Here is a 15393-nt window from a genome sequence, read left to right on the forward strand (position 1 = left end):
CCGCCCCTGCGAGTCCTCGCTAGACGATCAGCGACAGCAGCATCACGAAGCCCAGACCGACCACCGAGATGATCGTCTCCATCACCGACCAGGTCTTGATCGTCTGGCCGACGTCCATCCCGAAGTACTCCTTCACCAGCCAGAATCCCGCGTCGTTGACATGGCTGAAGAACAGCGAACCGGCCCCGATCGCCAGCACCAGCAGCGCCGCGTGCGATGTCGACATGTCGGCGGCCAGCGGCGCCGCCAGCCCGGCGGCGGAGATCGTCGCGACCGTCGCCGAACCGGTCGCCAGCCGGATCGCCACCGCGATCAGCCAGCCCAGCAGCAGCGCCGGGATCGACCAGTTCTCGGAGAACTCAAGGATCATCTGGCCGACGCCCGCGTCGATCAGGGTCTGCTTGAAACCGCCGCCCGCGGCGACGATCAGCAGCACGCCCGCGATGGGCCCGAAGGACTTCTCGACGGTCGAGGCCAGCCGGTCCTTGGTGAATCCGGCGGCGCGCCCCAGGGTGAACATGCCGACGAGTACGGCGGCGAGCAGCGCGATCAGCGGGGAGCCGACGACATCGGCGACCTTCTGGACCTGGTTCTCCGGGTCGTCCACGACGATGTCGACCAGCGCCTTGACGAGCATCAGGACGACCGGCAGCAGGACCGTCGCGACGGTGGCGCCGAAGCTCGGACGCCGGTCGGTGTCGTCGGACGGGCGCTTCTCCAGCGTCTGGAGCATCCGCTCGGGCGGCTGGATGTCCACCCAGCGCGCGGCGTAACGGGAGAACAGCGGACCGGCGATGATCACCGTCGGTATGGAGATGACCAGACCCAGCGCCAGCGTGACCCCAAGGTCCGCGCCGATGGCGTCGATCGCGACGAGCGGACCGGGGTGCGGCGGGATCAGCCCGTGCATCACGGACAGGCCGGCCAGCGCCGGGATACCAATCCGCATCAGGGAGAAGTTGCCGCGCTTGGCGACCAGCAGCACGACCGGGATCAGCAGCACGATGCCGACCTCGAAGAACAGTGGAAGACCGATCACCGAGGCGATGAGGACCATCGCCCAGGGCATCGCGCGCCCGCTGGCCCGGCTGAGGATCGTGTCGACTATCTGGTCGGCGCCGCCCGAGTCCGCGAGCAGTTTGCCGAGTATCGCGCCGAGCGCGATCAGCACGCCGACACCCGCGACGGTGGAGCCGAGACCGGTGGAGAAGCTGGTGATCGTGTCGCCCAGGGACGCGCCGGCGAAGGCGCCGAGCGCCAGTGTGCCGATGGTCAGGGCGAGGAAGGCGTGCAGTTTGAACTTGGTGATGAGCAGGACGATGACGGCGATACCGGCGAGAACGGCGATGCCGAGCTGCGTGTTGCCGGCCGAGGTGATCGGTTCTACGGCGTCCGCCGCCAGCGTCTCGACGCTGAGACTGGTCGTCACGGGGGTTCCTTAGTCGGTGAGTTCGGTGAGTTCGGTGAGTTCGGTGAGTTCGGTGAGTTGGGTGAGTTCGGTGAGTGGACTGGCTTGTCCGTCAGGTGAGTTCGGGCTCGGGCTCGGGCTCGGGTTCATGGGGACGGTCAAGGCCGCGCAGCGCGGCGACGCCTCGATCGGCGATCTCCTCGGGAGTCCCCGTCACATCGACGGTGACGCCCGCCTCGTCCTCGCCGAGCGGCTGCAACGTGGCGAACTGCGAATCCAGCAGGGCGGTCGGCATGAAGTGCCCCTTGCGGCCCGTCATCCGCCGTTCGATCAGCGCGCGGTCGCCGGTCAGATGCAGGAAGACGGCGCCGGGCGCCGCCGCCCGCAGCCGGTCGCGGTAGGCGCGCTTGAGCGCCGAGCTGCTGACCACCCCGCCGAGGCCCGCCCGGCTGTGCGCCCAGCGCCCGATCGCGTCGAGCCAGGGCCGGCGGTCGTCGTCGTCCAGCGGGGTGCCCGCGGACATCTTGGCGATGTTGGCAGGGGGGTGGAAGTCGTCGCCCTCGGCGTACGGGACGCCCAGTGCGGCGGCCAGCAGGGGACCGACGGTGGTTTTGCCGGTGCCTGCCACGCCCATCACCACGACGACGTGGGGGGTGCTCATCTCATGCCTCGCTGTCTTCACGTGCGTCGTCGCCGCGTGCTCCGCCGCCTCCGCGCTACTGAAGCCCATATGTACGACGTATTCAAGGTGTCGTAACCCACACGTCATATTTTTTCTTCACCGGGGCCGCCCCGTAGGCTTCCGTCATGACCACAGAAGGCCGGGGCCTGCATACCCATGTGCTCGACACCCTCGGCCTCGCCATCACCGGCGGCGAATATCCCGAGGGCGGCGTCGTGCGCACCGACGAGGTCGCGCGGCGCTTCGACGTCTCGCGCACCGTCGTACGGGAAGTGGTCCGCGTCCTCGAATCGATGCACCTCGTCCAGTCCCGGCGCCGCGTCGGCGTCACGGTGCGCCCCGCCCGCGAATGGAACGTCTACGACCCGCGCGTCATCCGCTGGCGCCTGGCGGGCAACGACCGGCCCCGCCAACTGCGCTCGCTGACCGTGCTGCGCTCCGCGATCGAGCCGGTCGCCGCCGGTCTCGCCGCCCTCCACGCCACGCCCGAGCAGTGCGTCGCTCTCACCGAGCAGGCGCTCGGGATGGTCGCGACCTCGCGCGGGCACCAACTGGAGGGCTATCTGCGCCACGACATCGCCTTCCACCGGGTGGTTCTCGACGCGTCGGGCAACGAGATGTTCGCGCGGCTCGGCGATGTGGTCGCGGAGGTCCTGACGGGCCGTACGCGGCACGAGGTGATGTTCCACGACCCCGACCCGGCGGCCGTGACCCTGCATGTACGGGTCGCCGAGGCCGTACGGGAGCGGGACGCGGCCCGCGCCGAGGAGCTGACCCGGGAGATCGCCGTCGGCGCCCTCCAGGAACTCGACGTGCTGGCGCCCTGACCTGGGGCCGCGACGGGCGCGGCCCGGTGTCAGACTTGGCCCTTCACGCTCGATGGAGAGGCAGGTCCTGGCATGTCGCAGCAGGTGCAAGGCGTCGTGGCGCCCGGCAAGAACGAGCCGGTGCGGGTCGAGACGATCGTGATCCCCGATCCCGGCCCCGGCGAGGCCGTGGTGAAGATCCAGGCGTGCGGTGTCTGCCACACCGATCTGCACTACAAGCAGGGCGGGATCAGCGACGACTACCCCTTCCTCCTCGGCCACGAGGCGTCGGGCGTCGTCGAATCGGTCGGCGACGGTGTCACGGACGTCGCGCCCGGTGACTTCGTCATCCTCAACTGGCGCGCCGTCTGCGGCAGTTGCCGGGCATGTCTGCGGGGCAGGCCCTGGTACTGCTTCAACACCCACAACGCCAAGCAGAAGATGACGCTGACGGACGGCACGGAGCTGTCCCCGGCGCTGGGCATCGGCGCCTTCGCGGAGAAGACCCTGGTCGCCGCCGGACAGTGCACCAAGGTCGACCCGTCCGTCTCACCGGCCGTCGCCGGGCTGCTGGGCTGCGGCGTCATGGCGGGCATCGGCGCGGCGATCAACACAGGCAACGTCGGCCGGGGCGACAGTGTCGCCGTCATCGGCTGCGGCGGGGTCGGCGACGCGGCGATCGTCGGATCCCGCCTCGCGGGCGCGGCCCGGATCATCGCCGTCGACATCGACGACCGCAAGCTGGCCACGGCGAAGACGATGGGCGCCACCCACACCGTCAACTCCCGCTCCACCGACCCCGTCGAGGCCATCCGCGAGCTGACCGGAGGCTTCGGCGCCGACGTCGTCATCGAGGCGGTCGGCCGCCCGGAGACGTACCGACAGGCTTTCTACGCACGCGACTTGGCCGGCACGGTCGTCCTGGTGGGCGTGCCGACCCCCGAGATGAAGCTCGAACTGCCGCTGCTCGACGTCTTCGGGCGCGGCGGCTCGCTCAAGTCGTCCTGGTACGGCGACTGTCTGCCCTCCCGCGACTTCCCCATGCTCATCGACCTGCACCAGCAGGGCCGTATCGACTTGGCGGCGTTCGTCACCGAGACCATCGGACTCGGCGACGTGGAGCAGGCGTTCGCCCGGATGCACGAGGGCGACGTCCTGCGTTCGGTGGTGACGCTCTGATGGCTGCCGCCGGCTCCGCCGCCCGTATCGACCATCTCGTCACCTCGGGCACCTTCTCGCTCGACGGCGGCACCTGGGACGTCGACAACAACGTCTGGATCGTCGGCGACGACACCGAGGCGATCGTCATCGACGCGGCCCACGACGCCGACGCCATCGAGCGCGCGCTCGGCGGCCGGACGCTGCGCGCCGTCGTCTGCACCCACGCGCACAACGACCACATCGACGCGGCCCCGGCACTCGCCGCCGCGACCGGCGCGCCGATCCTGCTGCACCCGGACGACCTCCCGCTGTGGACCCGGACCCACCCGGACCGCCTCCCGGACGGTGAACTCGCCGACGGCCAGGCCCTGTCGGTGGCCGGCACCACCCTGACGGTCCTGCACACCCCGGGCCACGCGCCCGGCGCCGTGTGTCTGTACGCCCCCGACCTGTCCACGGTCTTCACGGGCGACACCCTCTTCCAGGGCGGGCCGGGGGCCACCGGGCGGTCCTTCTCGCACTTCCCGACCATCATCGAGTCGATCCGCGAGCGCCTGCTGACACTGCCGCCGCGGACGGTGGTCCGTACCGGCCACGGCGACTCGACCACCATCGGCGCCGAGGCGCCGCGACTGGACGACTGGATCAGCGCGGGCGGCGGCTGAGCCCGCCTCGCCGGCCGCGGCCCCACCCTGAAAAGTTGTAGGAACCCGTTCGCGGCGTAATCCCTATCGTGGTGGTGACCAAGCGGCACCGCGCTTCACCGCCGGTGTCGTGACCTGGGCCTTCGGGCCTGACTACGTGGGGGTATCGATGCGAAAGCGTTCAATCGCAGCCGTCGGCGCTGTTGCCGCCGCCATTACCTTGGCAAGCGGAACCACCGCTCAGGCGCATGACGCCAGTTGGGGCTGGCGGGCCTGCGGTGTGGCCTACCTGCAGAACTGCGGGACCGTCTACATCAGCAACAGCCACCGGACTCTGACGGTGTGCGACGAAGAGGCGGACGGCCTGGGATGGTGGGCGAAGTACAAGCGGACCGACGGCGTGAGCGGGATCATCAAGGACAGCAACGGGTCCGAGGCCGGCTGCGGCAAGGGCACGGCCCCGTCCGGAGTGAGCATCACCCAGATTCAGCGCATGTCGTCGCTGGCGGGCGGCACCACGTTGGGCAACTGGATCACCGTCTGAATGACGGGTGAGCCGGTTGTCCGGCCGGCCTCGGCGGACCGGGTCTTCACCGGTCCGCCGAGGCGTTTCGGCGGTTCGGCGGTTCGGCGGATCAAGAACGCACAAGACCCCACATGAAGTGGGGTCTTGGTTCGTTAACTGTTGGTTAACCGCTAGCTGGTGTCCGAGGGGGGACTTGAACCCCCACGCCCGATAAAGGGCACTAGCACCTCAAGCTAGCGCGTCTGCCATTCCGCCACCCGGACAAGGTGTCCGCCGGGCGGCCAGAGGCCGTTCCGACGTGGAAAACCATAGCAAACATCGGGCACTGCCCGATCCCGCCCCGATGGGAGGATGGGTCGACCACCGGCAACGACAGCGGGAGTGAGCAGCGTGAGCGAGTCGAACACGGGCGGGACGGTCTCGGGCGAGGACGAGGTCGTGGACCTGTGCCGCGATCTGATCCGGATCGACACCAGCAACTACGGCGACCACTCGGGCCCCGGCGAACGGCTCGCCGCCGAGTACGTCGCCGAGAAACTGGCCGAGGTCGGCCTCGAACCGAAGATCTTCGAATCCCACAAGGGCCGCGCCTCCACCGTGGCCAGGATCGCCGGCGAGGACCCCTCCAGGCCCGCGCTGCTCATCCACGGCCATACCGACGTCGTCCCCGCCAACGCGGCCGACTGGACGCACGACCCGTTCGCCGGCGAGATCGCCGACGGCTGCCTGTGGGGGCGCGGCGCGGTCGACATGAAGGACATGGACGCCATGACCCTCGCCGTGGTGCGCGACAGGCTCCGCAGCGGGCGCAAGCCCCCGCGCGACATCGTCCTCGCCTTCCTCGCCGACGAGGAGGCGGGCGGTACGTACGGGGCGCGGTACCTGGTCGACAACCACCCCGGTCTCTTCGAGGGCGTCACCGAGGGGATCAGCGAGGTCGGCGGCTTCTCCTTCACCGTCAACGAGAATCTGCGCCTGTATCTGGTGGAGACGGCGCAGAAGGGCATGCACTGGATGCGGCTGACCGTGGACGGCACGGCCGGCCACGGCTCGATGACCAACAACGACAACGCCATCACCGAACTCTGCGAGGCGGTGGGGCGGTTGGGCCGGCACGAGTGGCCGGTGCGGATGACCAAGACCGTGCGGTCCTTCCTGGACGAGCTGTCCGACGCGCTGGGCGTACCGCTCGACCCCGAGGACATGGAGAGCACGCTCGCCACGCTCGGCGGCATCGCGAAGATGATCGGCGCCACCCTGCGTAACTCCGCGGCCCCCACCATGCTCGGCGCCGGCTACAAGGTGAACGTGATCCCCGGCCAGGCCACCGCCCATGTCGACGGCCGCTTCCTGCCCGGCTACGAGGAGGAGTTCCTCGCCGACATCGACCGGATTCTCGGCCCGCGCGTGAAGCGCGAGGACGTGCACGGTGACAAGGCGCTGGAGACCAGCTTCGACGGCAAGCTCGTGGACGCCATGCAGAGCGCGCTCGTCGCGGAGGACCCGATCGCGCGGGCCGTGCCGTACATGCTCTCGGGCGGTACGGACGCGAAGTCCTTCGACGACCTCGGCATCCGGGGCTTCGGCTTCGCCCCGCTCAAGCTCCCGCCGGAGCTGGACTTCGCCGGGATGTTCCACGGCGTGGACGAGCGGGTGCCGCTGGACGGCCTGAAGTTCGGCGTACGGGTGCTCGACCGCTTCATCGACGCCTGCTGAGACGGTAATCGGCAGCGCGTACGTACTTGACTGAAAAGAGTGAAAGCGACCATAGGCTCGTAGCCTCATTACTTCCTCCTCGTTACAGATGTGCGGTCCGAGGTTGGGACCGCGTTTGCCAACAAGGAGGAATAAATGATCAAGAAGATCGTCGCCGCTGCGGCTGCCACCGGCAGCCTCGTGCTCGCGGGCGCGGGCATGGCCGTCGCCGACTCCGGTGCCCAGGGCGCCGCTGTCGGGTCTCCCGGTGTGCTCTCGGGCAATGTCATCCAGGTGCCCATCCACATCCCGGTGAACGCGTGCGGCAACACGGTCTCCGTGATCGGGCTGCTGAACCCCACCTTCGGCAACACCTGCGTCAACGCGTGACGTTGTACCTCGACCCGTAAGGGTCTGGGCCCGAGCGGCCCCGGAGTGCGCGCCATGCACTCCGGGGCCGCTGGGGCATTGAGCCCCAGGCGGTCGTGCCGGGGGTATCCGGAAGGCAGAAGGCAGGAACAAGCTATGAGACAGGTCACGCGCAACGGCCTGATCACTGTGGCGGCGGCCGGCGGCGTACTCGCCCTCGGCGGCGGCTACGCGCACGCGGACTCGGGTGCCGGCGCGACAGCGTCGAACTCCCCGGGCGTACTGTCCGGGAACAACGTCCAGGTCCCGGTGCATGTCCCGGTCAACGTCTGCGGCAACACCGTCAATGTCGTCGGTGTGCTGAACCCCGCCATGGGCAACAACTGCGCGAACACGTCGGACGGCGGTCGCGGCCCGAACGGCGGCGGCGCCGGTGGCGGCGGCTCCCACGGCGGCAAGGACCGCCCCGCGGGCAACGGTTCGCAGGGCGGTCAGGGCGGTCAGGGCGGACACGGTGGCTCCGGTGGCGGCGGCTCGCACGCCGAGGGAGGCGCCGGCAACTCGCCCGGTGTCGGCTCCGGCAACGTCATCCAGGTGCCCATCGACATCCCGGTGAACGTCTGCGGGAACAGCGTCGACATCGTCGGTGTGCTGAACCCCGCCTTCGGCAACGAGTGCGTGAACGACGCGGGCACCCCCGCGCCGCCCGAGAAGCCCGAGGAGCCGGTCACCCCCGAGCCCCCGACGGAGCGCGCCGTCCCGCCGTCCCCGAACACCCCGGACACGCAGGCCGTCGACCGGCCCGCCGCCCCCGAGGGCACCGAGGCGCTGGCCGAGACCGGCGCCGGCGGGCTCGGACTCGTGATCCCGGCCGGAGCGGCCCTGCTGCTCGCGGGCAGCGTGATCTACCGCCGCACCCGCGCCGCCGCGTAGCGGCGCGAGTACGGCAGGTGTTCTGCCCGGTACGGCACGGGGCGGGTCTCCGCACAGCGGGGATCCGCCCCGTCACCGTTCACCAGGTGGCGCGTACCTGACGGATGATGCGTCTGCGCAGCCGCACTCTGCGACTGCCGTCCCGGTGCAGGCTCAGTCGGTCCATTTCCCAGTGTCCGTACTCGGCGTGGTCGGTCAGCAGGCGGGTCGTGTCGCTGCGGGACACCCCGCGCGGCACGTACACGTCGACAAATTCGTATTCCGGCATCGCATCTATTGTGCGGGCAGAGGCCCGGTACGGATAGCGTCTGCCCTATGTCTGATGCTGCGCAGCCCACTGCTGCCGAGGTACGTGCCGCCGCCGAGGCGGTCAAGGCCGCGCTGGACCGTCACCTCGCGGCGGTCGAACGCCGCACGGGTGAGGACGACCCGGCGGTTTCCGAAGCGTTCAACGCCCTTGCCACCGCGGCGGAGGCGTACGACGAGCGGCTCTACGACCTCTACGACGAGGTCACCCCGTTCGAGATCCCCGGCACGGACGACTCCTTGCCGCCCTACCGGGGTCCCGAGGAGCCGAACGCGCTCAGCGTGCTGATCCGCCGGGACTACGCGGTGGCCGAGCCGCGGAGACTGCTCGCGCAGGCACAGCGCATCGCCGATGTCGACGGGGACGCCGAGACCGTGGCGGTCGTCGGCGCCAGTGTGCACGCCGCCGTGGGCGTGCTCTTCGGCGAGTACGAACCGGACGAGATCGCCTCCCGGCACAAGGAGTTCGGCCTGGAGGAGGGCGACTCGACCCTGTGGGTGTCGGCCGCCGACGACCTTCCGGAGCCCGGGGAATGGCTGAGCGCCCCCTTCGAACAGGCCGATCCGCAGCAGGTCGTCTGCCGTTTCGACGTCAGCTCGGTCTTCGACGAGGACGAATTCGACGGGGTCGGCTCCCGCGCCCGCTCCGATGACCTCGGTGACCTCGGCGATCTGGAGGAACAGGACGCCTGACGCCGTCGCACGTACGTCAGGCGCCGCGCACCTCGTACGGCGACGGCCGTCGGCCCGCCCGCGATCTCGTGGGCGGGCCGACGGCCGTTCGGGTCACACCGCGAGGTCGTGTCTTCGAAGCAGCGCCGTCCGCCCGCGGGCCAGGGCCCGCGCCACCGCGGAGCGGCTGATGTCCCGTTGGTGCGGTGCATCGCAAGGCGGAGGATCGGCGATGTGGATGGCCCGGCCGTACTCGGGAGACTCCGACAACGCAGGGGTACCTCCCGTGGCCCCCTGGGCCTACGGGGGAGAGGTGCCGTCCAGGCGTCGCTCAGGCCAGGCGGGACTTCGAAGACACGGCCTGGCATCGCTCACACGGCGGGCGTCAGCAGGGCCTCCAGGAGCGTCCGGAGTCGCGTCGTCCGCTCGGCGGCCGGAACCTGGGCCACCGCGTGCGCCAGCGCCTGGTCGACGCCGTGGACCACGGACAGATGGCGCTCGCCCCGGCCGAAGGCCGTGTACACCCAGGGCCGGTTCAGGCCCTGAGCCGCGTCGCCGGGCAGGACCACGACGGCGGCCGGCCACCGCATCCCCGCCGCCTGGTGCGCGGTGAGCGCCCAGCCGTGCCGTACGACCGAGTCGACCAGCTCCCTGGGCACCACGACCGGCACCCCGTCGCAGTCCAGACGCAGCCCTTCCGCGTCCGCCGACACGACCGAGCCGGTCAGTGTCCGGCCCGCGGCGGGCACATAGGCGACCCGGTCGTCCGGATCGAAGCCGCCGAACCGGCCGGGGCCGGGATTCAGCCGCTCCTTGAGCGCCGTGTTCAGCGCGCGCGTCCCCACCGCGCCGCCGTGCCCGACCGTGATCACCTGCGTCTGCCCGGAGGGCACACCGATGACGCGCGGCACCGAGTCGGCGACGAGCTGCACCGCGCGGTGCACGGCCTCGCCCGCGTCACGTACGGGCACGATCACGACCTCCTTGCCGGGGGCCTCGACCTGGGTCAGCTCACCGATGCCGATACCGGAGACCAGCTCGCCCAGCGGGCCGGGGTCGGGGGTGCGCGAGGCGATCTGCGGGCACACACGGGCCGCCAGCAGATCGGCGAAGACCCGCCCGGCGCCCGCCGACCACAGCACCCCCGGATCGCCGGACAGCACCAGCCGCGCGCCGTCGGGCAGCGACTCGACCAGCACCGTCGCCGTCTCCACGTCCAGTTGGGGCGCGTCCAGGACGACGAGGAGATCGAGATCCAGCGCGCCGTCCGCGTCCCGCCCCGGCCCCTGCGTACCGGACAGCAGCCCCGCGACGGTCACGGCGCCCGCGTCCAGCCGGCGCCGGCCGTTCTCGCTGTGCGCGGCGACGACCGGCCGCAGACCGAGCGTGCGCGCGGCCTCGGCGAGAGCCGCCGGCTCGGCGCGCGCGGCCTCGCCGCCCGTGTGGACCACCAGACCGTTTCCGGCGACCGCGCGGATCAGCTCGGCTGCCGAGGGAGACGGAGCCCGCGCCGCGACCTCGTCCCAGGACGCCTCCTGGGCGGTCTTCACCAGCCGGGCCAGTCCGTCGGCAAGGCTCTCCTCGGCGAGGGCGTACCGGTCGAGACCGAGCAGGACGGGCACGGCCGGACCCTGCGCCGCCGCCTCGTCCCCGGCCTCGTCCGCCGTGTCGTCCTCCGTCTCCCCGGCGGTGTCCTCGACGCCGTCCTGGAACACCAGCACGGCGCCTTCCGCGATCGCGTGCTGGAGCGCCCCGTCGGGGTCGGGCACCGACCGCTCCGCCAGCGCGGCCCGCACCGCCGGGAACGTGAGCGCCGTATGTCCCTGTACGGCGGCGCGCTCCAGCAGCCAGCCGACGAGCGCGGCGGCCCGCCGCTCGTCACCGGGACCGCAGTCGTCACCGAGCAGCGCGCGGGCGAACCCGTCGGCCTGCTCGGGCCGGACACCGGGGACGGACAGCAACAGCCACGGATCCGCGCGCAGCGCGTCGCCGGCCCGCTCTCCGAGCGCGGCCGTGACCTGCGGGGCCAGCGTGCGCGGCGCGCCGCCCTCGGCGAGCACGGCGGTCACGGCCGCCACGGCCTCCGGAGCGGTCGAGGGGGCGCCGGAAGCGGCGCGGGCGGGCTCGGGAGCCCGGGGCCGCTCCTGAGCCGGTACGGCGGGGGCCGGGGCCTCGGGAGCGGCGGCGGGTGCCACCGGGCGGGCCGGAGCCGCCTGACCGCTCTCCATGGCCCGTACGGCGGCGAGCAGATCCGCCGCCTGCCCGCTGAGCTTGGTGCCCGCGGGGATGGGGCCTTCCTTCTCGGCCTTCCGCCGCGCGATCCGCTCGCGCAGCTCACGCTGGGCGGCGATCTCGGCCTCGGCCTCGGACAGTTGCGCCGCCGCGTCCTCGGCGGCCTTGCTCTCGCCGCCGTCCCCGGCGGACTCCGCGTCGCCCGCGTCCCCCGCCCCGGCCGGTGTGGCCGCGTCGTCGCCTCCGGCGGCCGCCGCGTCGCCCGCGATGCCGGCCACAGCTTCGCCGTCCCCGCTCGCGTTCCCCGCCCCGGCGTCCTCGTCCTCGTCCCTGGCGGACTTCACGTTGCCGCTGCTCTCGGCCGTGTCTTCGCCCCTGGCGGGTGTGGCCCCGCCGGCGATGCCGGCCGCATCTTCCCCGGCGATGTCCTCGGCCTCAGCGGGTGCTGCCCGGTCCTCGCCGTCGTCACCGGCGGACTTCGCCTCGCCCTCCGTACCGTCCCCGGCCCCGGCCCCGCCCCCGTCCGTCCCCGTGGCCCCGGCTCCCGCCTCGTCCCCGACGGCCTCGGACGACGCCCCGGCCGCCGACGCGCCGGACCCGGTCCGCGACTCCGCCGACGCGCCGGACTCCGCCACGGCCAGCGGCGTGGCCGTCGCCTCCTCCGCGACTGCGGTGTCGCGGTCCTCGGCGGGGGATCCGGGGGTCGTCCCCCGGGAAGGCACAGTCACAGCGTGCTCCAGTCCTGATCGGGATAGCGATGCACGGGCGCCGACACATCGTCGAGCGCCTGGCAGATCTCGTCGGGCAGCCTAAGGCTCTCCACTGACAACGCGGCCGTGAGCTGCCGCGCGTTGCGCGCCCCGACGATCGGGGCGACCACGCCCGGCCGGTCCCTGACCCACGCCAGCGCCACCTCGAGCGGCGTCGTCGCCAGCCCCTCCGCCGCCGTCACCACCGCGTCGACGATGCGGCTCGCCGGCTCGTCCAGATACGGCTCCACGAACGGCGCCAACTGCTCTGACGCGCCACGGGAGTCGGCGGGCGTGGAGTGCCGGTACTTGCCCGTCAGCACCCCCCTGCCGAGCGGCGACGAGGGCAGCAGCCCGACCCCCAGATCGACGGCGGCCGGCAGCACCTCGCGCTCCACGCCCCGTTGCAGAAGGGAGTACTCCATCTGTGTGCTGGCCAGCCGGGTCCGTACCCCGGGCGAGGCCAACTGCCAGGTCGCCGCCTTGGCGAGCTGCCAGCCCGAGAAGTTCGACACCCCCGCGTATCTGGCCCGGCCGCTGCTCACGGCTATGTCGAGCGCCTGAAGCGTCTCCTCCAACGGTGTCCCGGTGTCGAACGCGTGGACCTGCCACAGATCGACATGGTCCGTGCCCAGCCGCTCCAGCGAGGCGTCCAGCGCGGAGAGCAGATGCCCGCGCGAACCGTCGAAGCGGCGGTACGGATCCGGCACACTGCCCGCCTTGGTGGCGATCACCAGATCCCGGCGCGGTACAAGTCTCTCCACGAGCTGCCCGAGCAGATACTCGGCCTCCCCGCCCCCGTACACGTCGGCGGTGTCGACAAGAGTGCCGCCCGCCTCCCAGAAAGCCTTCAACTGGTCGGCGGCGTCGTGCTCGTCGGTGTCCCGCCCCCAGGTCAGCGTGCCGAGCCCGATCCGGGACACTCGCAGGCCGGTACGGCCGAGATGCCTCTGCTCCATGACCGCTGAGATTACTGGCCGTTGCCCCACTCGCAGTGAGCCTGTGGACAACCCGCCCCCGGCGGACGCCCGATGGCACCCCTGACGGATGCCCGCACCACGCGCTAGAGTCCCGGCACAGAGACGTTACTGATGAGTAAGGGAGTGGTTATGCGGCTCGGCATCAATCTCGGCTACTGGGGCGCCGGCATGGACAGCGACAACCTCGCCGTCGCCCAGGAGGCCGACCGGCTCGGCTACGACGTCTGCTGGGCCGCCGAGGCGTACGGCTCCGACGTCGCCACCGTGCTGAGCTGGGTCGCCGCCCAGACGGAGAGCATCGACGTCGGCTCGGCGATCATGCAGATCCCGGCCCGCCAGCCCACCATGACCGCGATGACGGCCGCCACGCTGGACTCGCTCTCCGGCGGCCGGTTCCGCCTCGGCATCGGGGTCTCCGGACCGCAGGTCTCCGAGGGCTGGTACGGGGTGAAGTTCGACAAGCCGCTGGCCCGCACCCGCGAGTACGTCGAGATCGTGCGCCGCGCGATGTCCCGCGAGCGCCTCTCCTACGAAGGCGAGCACTGGACCCTGCCGCTGCCCGGCGGCCCCGGAAAGCCGCTCAAGCTCATCGTCCACCCCGAGCGCGAACACATCCCCCTCTACATCGCCGCGATCGGCCCCAAGAACCTGGAACAGACCGGCGAGATCGCCGACGGCGCCCTGCTGATCTTCCCCTCGGCCGAGCATCTTGAAGAGACCGCGCTGCGGCATCTGCGCGCCGGCCGGGAGAAGGCCGGACTGACCATGGACGGATTCGACGTCTGCCCGACACTGCCGATCGCGCTCGGCGACGACATCGACGCGCTGGCGGACATGTTCCGCCCGTACACCGCGCTGTACGTGGGCGGCATGGGCAGCCGTAAGCAGAACTTCTACAACCAACTGGCCGGGCGCATGGGCTACGAGCGCGAGGCGGCGGAGATCCAGGACAAGTACCTGGCCGGCGACAAGGACGGGGCCGGGGCGGCCGTACCGAGGCAGTTGATCGACTCGACCTCGCTGCTCGGCACCGTGGAGCGGATCGCCGACCGGATGAAGGCGTACGCGGCGGCCGGTGTGACGACGCTGACGCTCGCCCCCGCCGGCTTCACCCTCGACGAGCGTGTCGCGGCCCTGCGCGCGGGCACCGAGGCCCTGGAACTGGCCGGTCTCGTCACCTGAGTGGCCGAGAAGTCCGCGGCCGTGGTGGGGGCTCGGGGGGTCTTCCCCGCCACGGCCGTCATGAAGGACAACGCCCCGCCCCCGCCCCCGGTTACGCACCGCCGCATCCGTACGGACGTGCGCCCGAGCCTCCTCCCCCCTTCGGCCGAGCGGGGGGCGTGAGCTGTTGCCCGTTCCTCCGCGTCGCATTTGAATCCTTTTGCGGGCGTTCGTGCGGATGCCCGGCATGGAGGTGGCAACTGATGCTCTCGGCCCGAGCCCTGTTCGAGGAAATCCTCGACAACGACGACTCCTTCCGGCTTTTCTGTTCCATCGCGGCCAGCGGCGAGACCCAAGGCGGCTGGGAGAACGGCCGTATCGCCGCGCTGGTGCCCGAAGGGATGCGGGATCTCGCACCCAAGATCACCCGCCACGGCGCCGACGAGGACAAACACGGGCGGATCTTCAACGCGCTGCTCAAGAGGCGCGGACTGGAGCCGGTCGACGTCCCGCCCGGGACCGACTACACGATGCTGCTCGAACAGCGGGGCATCGGCCTGCCGCACGACAAGCTGCGCCGCAACGACCGGCTGACCGAGCAGGACATCGTCGTCTACCTCTCGCACAGCCGGGTGACCGAACAGCGCGCCGCCGACCAGATGGACATGCTGGTGAAGTACTTCGGCGACCACCCGCTCGTCGGCAACGCCGTCAAGATGATCAGCGCCGACGAGGACAACCATCTGGCGTACTGCCACGAGGAGTTGCTGCGCCTCGCGCGCCAGGGTCACGGCCGCACCATCCACCGCGTGCTCCAGGAGAGCGCGCGGGCCGAGATCCGGATCTACCGCGAGGTGAGCATCGCGGTGATGGGCCAGATGGGCCGCATCCTCGGCTGGCCCCGGGCCAAGTCGGCGGTGCTGACCGCCGGGATCCACGGTGTGTACGCGATGGAGCGGGCGGGCGGCTGGCGGCGGATGGTCAGCCTCTCCATGCCGGAACGCCGCGACGCGCTGAGCGGCCCGGCGACCGCGCCCGCCTTCTGAGCCCTCGCCGTCTGAGCTCCTGC

The 15393-nt window shown here is 71.3% G+C and carries 15 protein-coding genes and 1 tRNA gene; 10 read left to right on the forward strand and 6 right to left on the reverse strand.

Features of this window, described 5'->3' with window-relative positions; translation table 11 throughout:
- Nucleotides 1-19: 19 nt before the first annotated feature.
- Both OG329_RS34580 and OG329_RS34585 read right to left on the reverse strand, forming a co-directional pair.
- The gene (locus tag OG329_RS34580) at nucleotides 20-1429 is read right to left on the reverse strand and encodes a GntP family permease (protein WP_405800478.1); all 1410 of its coding nucleotides are present in this window, start codon (nucleotides 1427-1429) and stop codon (nucleotides 20-22) included.
- A 91-nt stretch (nucleotides 1430-1520) separates the two neighbouring features.
- Nucleotides 1521-2069 carry a gluconokinase gene (locus tag OG329_RS34585; RefSeq protein WP_405800479.1) on the reverse strand — a complete coding sequence of 183 codons (549 nt, stop codon included), beginning with the start codon at nucleotides 2067-2069 and terminating at the stop codon, nucleotides 1521-1523.
- 146 nt (nucleotides 2070-2215) lie between these two features.
- On the opposite strand from OG329_RS34585, the gene OG329_RS34590 reads away from it, so the two are divergent.
- From OG329_RS34590 to OG329_RS34605, 4 genes are all read left to right on the forward strand, one after another.
- Nucleotides 2216-2917: a FadR/GntR family transcriptional regulator gene (locus OG329_RS34590; protein WP_405800481.1), complete on the forward strand. Its 702-nt coding sequence runs from the start codon at nucleotides 2216-2218 to the stop codon at nucleotides 2915-2917.
- A gap of 72 nt (nucleotides 2918-2989) precedes the next feature.
- Nucleotides 2990-4075 (forward strand): S-(hydroxymethyl)mycothiol dehydrogenase, encoded by a 1086-nt coding sequence (locus OG329_RS34595; RefSeq protein ID WP_405800482.1) that lies wholly within the window; start codon nucleotides 2990-2992, stop codon nucleotides 4073-4075.
- Nucleotides 4075-4722: an MBL fold metallo-hydrolase gene (locus tag OG329_RS34600; RefSeq protein WP_405800484.1), complete on the forward strand. Its 648-nt coding sequence runs from the start codon at nucleotides 4075-4077 to the stop codon at nucleotides 4720-4722. Before OG329_RS34595 ends, OG329_RS34600 begins: the two co-directional genes overlap by 1 nt.
- A 109-nt stretch (nucleotides 4723-4831) precedes the next feature.
- Nucleotides 4832-5245 (forward strand): hypothetical protein, encoded by a 414-nt coding sequence (locus OG329_RS34605; protein ID WP_405800485.1) that lies wholly within the window; start codon nucleotides 4832-4834, stop codon nucleotides 5243-5245.
- 157 nt (nucleotides 5246-5402) lie between these two features.
- Here OG329_RS34605 and OG329_RS34610 read toward each other — a convergent pair.
- A tRNA-Leu gene (locus OG329_RS34610) sits at nucleotides 5403-5490 on the reverse strand.
- A gap of 88 nt (nucleotides 5491-5578) precedes the next feature.
- On the opposite strand from OG329_RS34610, the gene OG329_RS34615 reads away from it, so the two are divergent.
- The 3 genes from OG329_RS34615 to OG329_RS34625 all read left to right on the forward strand — a co-directional run bounded on the left by OG329_RS34615 (nucleotide 5579) and on the right by OG329_RS34625 (nucleotide 8224).
- On the forward strand, nucleotides 5579-6943 hold the full coding sequence (locus tag OG329_RS34615) for a M20/M25/M40 family metallo-hydrolase (protein ID WP_405800486.1): 1365 nt from the start codon (nucleotides 5579-5581) through the stop codon (nucleotides 6941-6943).
- Between the two features lie 135 nt (nucleotides 6944-7078).
- On the forward strand, nucleotides 7079-7312 hold the full coding sequence (locus OG329_RS34620; RefSeq protein ID WP_405800487.1) for a chaplin: 234 nt from the start codon (nucleotides 7079-7081) through the stop codon (nucleotides 7310-7312).
- 135 nt (nucleotides 7313-7447) lie between these two features.
- A complete protein-coding gene (locus OG329_RS34625; protein WP_405800488.1) occupies nucleotides 7448-8224 on the forward strand; it encodes a chaplin in 777 nt (258 codons plus the stop codon).
- Between the two features lie 79 nt (nucleotides 8225-8303).
- On the opposite strand, the gene OG329_RS34630 is transcribed toward OG329_RS34625, so the two are convergent.
- The gene (locus OG329_RS34630) at nucleotides 8304-8492 is read right to left on the reverse strand and encodes a DUF5703 family protein (protein ID WP_405800489.1); all 189 of its coding nucleotides are present in this window, start codon (nucleotides 8490-8492) and stop codon (nucleotides 8304-8306) included.
- A gap of 47 nt (nucleotides 8493-8539) precedes the next feature.
- Between OG329_RS34630 and OG329_RS34635 the strand changes: the two genes are divergently transcribed.
- Complete coding sequence (locus OG329_RS34635) at nucleotides 8540-9223, forward strand: hypothetical protein (protein WP_405800490.1); 684 nt, start codon at nucleotides 8540-8542, stop codon at nucleotides 9221-9223.
- A gap of 350 nt (nucleotides 9224-9573) precedes the next feature.
- On the opposite strand, the gene OG329_RS34640 is transcribed toward OG329_RS34635, so the two are convergent.
- Together OG329_RS34640 and OG329_RS34645 are read right to left on the reverse strand one after the other, a co-directional pair.
- On the reverse strand, nucleotides 9574-11859 hold the full coding sequence (locus tag OG329_RS34640; RefSeq protein WP_405802180.1) for a helix-hairpin-helix domain-containing protein: 2286 nt from the start codon (nucleotides 11857-11859) through the stop codon (nucleotides 9574-9576).
- Nucleotides 11860-12158: 299 nt separating this feature from the next.
- Nucleotides 12159-13142 (reverse strand): aldo/keto reductase, encoded by a 984-nt coding sequence (locus OG329_RS34645; protein ID WP_405800492.1) that lies wholly within the window; start codon nucleotides 13140-13142, stop codon nucleotides 12159-12161.
- A gap of 150 nt (nucleotides 13143-13292) precedes the next feature.
- On the opposite strand from OG329_RS34645, the gene OG329_RS34650 reads away from it, so the two are divergent.
- Nucleotides 13293-14345: an LLM class F420-dependent oxidoreductase gene (locus tag OG329_RS34650; protein WP_405800493.1), complete on the forward strand. Its 1053-nt coding sequence runs from the start codon at nucleotides 13293-13295 to the stop codon at nucleotides 14343-14345.
- A gap of 242 nt (nucleotides 14346-14587) precedes the next feature.
- Nucleotides 14588-15370, forward strand: a complete 783-nt coding sequence (locus OG329_RS34655) for a ferritin-like domain-containing protein (protein ID WP_405800494.1) — start codon at nucleotides 14588-14590, stop codon at nucleotides 15368-15370.
- The last annotated feature ends 23 nt before the right edge of the window (nucleotides 15371-15393 follow it).

Source organism: Streptomyces sp. NBC_01506 (genome assembly GCF_045040295.1).
Lineage (GTDB): Bacteria > Actinomycetota > Actinomycetes > Streptomycetales > Streptomycetaceae > Streptomyces.

Excerpts from the sequence above, each read along its gene's own strand:
- OG329_RS34585 (WP_405800479.1), bottom strand. The coding sequence starts at position 2,069 with ATGAGCACCCCCCACGTCGTCGTGGTGATGGGCGTGGCAGGCACCGGC.
- OG329_RS34590 (WP_405800481.1), top strand. The coding sequence starts at position 2,216 with ATGACCACAGAAGGCCGGGGCCTGCATACCCATGTGCTCGACACCCTC.
- OG329_RS34595 (WP_405800482.1), top strand. The coding sequence starts at position 2,990 with ATGTCGCAGCAGGTGCAAGGCGTCGTGGCGCCCGGCAAGAACGAGCCG.
- OG329_RS34600 (WP_405800484.1), top strand. The coding sequence starts at position 4,075 with ATGGCTGCCGCCGGCTCCGCCGCCCGTATCGACCATCTCGTCACCTCG.
- OG329_RS34615 (WP_405800486.1), top strand. The coding sequence starts at position 5,579 with ATGGGTCGACCACCGGCAACGACAGCGGGAGTGAGCAGCGTGAGCGAG.
- OG329_RS34620 (WP_405800487.1), top strand. The coding sequence starts at position 7,079 with ATGATCAAGAAGATCGTCGCCGCTGCGGCTGCCACCGGCAGCCTCGTG.
- OG329_RS34625 (WP_405800488.1), top strand. The coding sequence starts at position 7,448 with ATGAGACAGGTCACGCGCAACGGCCTGATCACTGTGGCGGCGGCCGGC.
- OG329_RS34630 (WP_405800489.1), bottom strand. The coding sequence starts at position 8,492 with ATGCCGGAATACGAATTTGTCGACGTGTACGTGCCGCGCGGGGTGTCC.
- OG329_RS34635 (WP_405800490.1), top strand. The coding sequence starts at position 8,540 with ATGTCTGATGCTGCGCAGCCCACTGCTGCCGAGGTACGTGCCGCCGCC.
- OG329_RS34645 (WP_405800492.1), bottom strand. The coding sequence starts at position 13,142 with ATGGAGCAGAGGCATCTCGGCCGTACCGGCCTGCGAGTGTCCCGGATC.
- OG329_RS34650 (WP_405800493.1), top strand. The coding sequence starts at position 13,293 with ATGCGGCTCGGCATCAATCTCGGCTACTGGGGCGCCGGCATGGACAGC.
- OG329_RS34655 (WP_405800494.1), top strand. The coding sequence starts at position 14,588 with ATGCTCTCGGCCCGAGCCCTGTTCGAGGAAATCCTCGACAACGACGAC.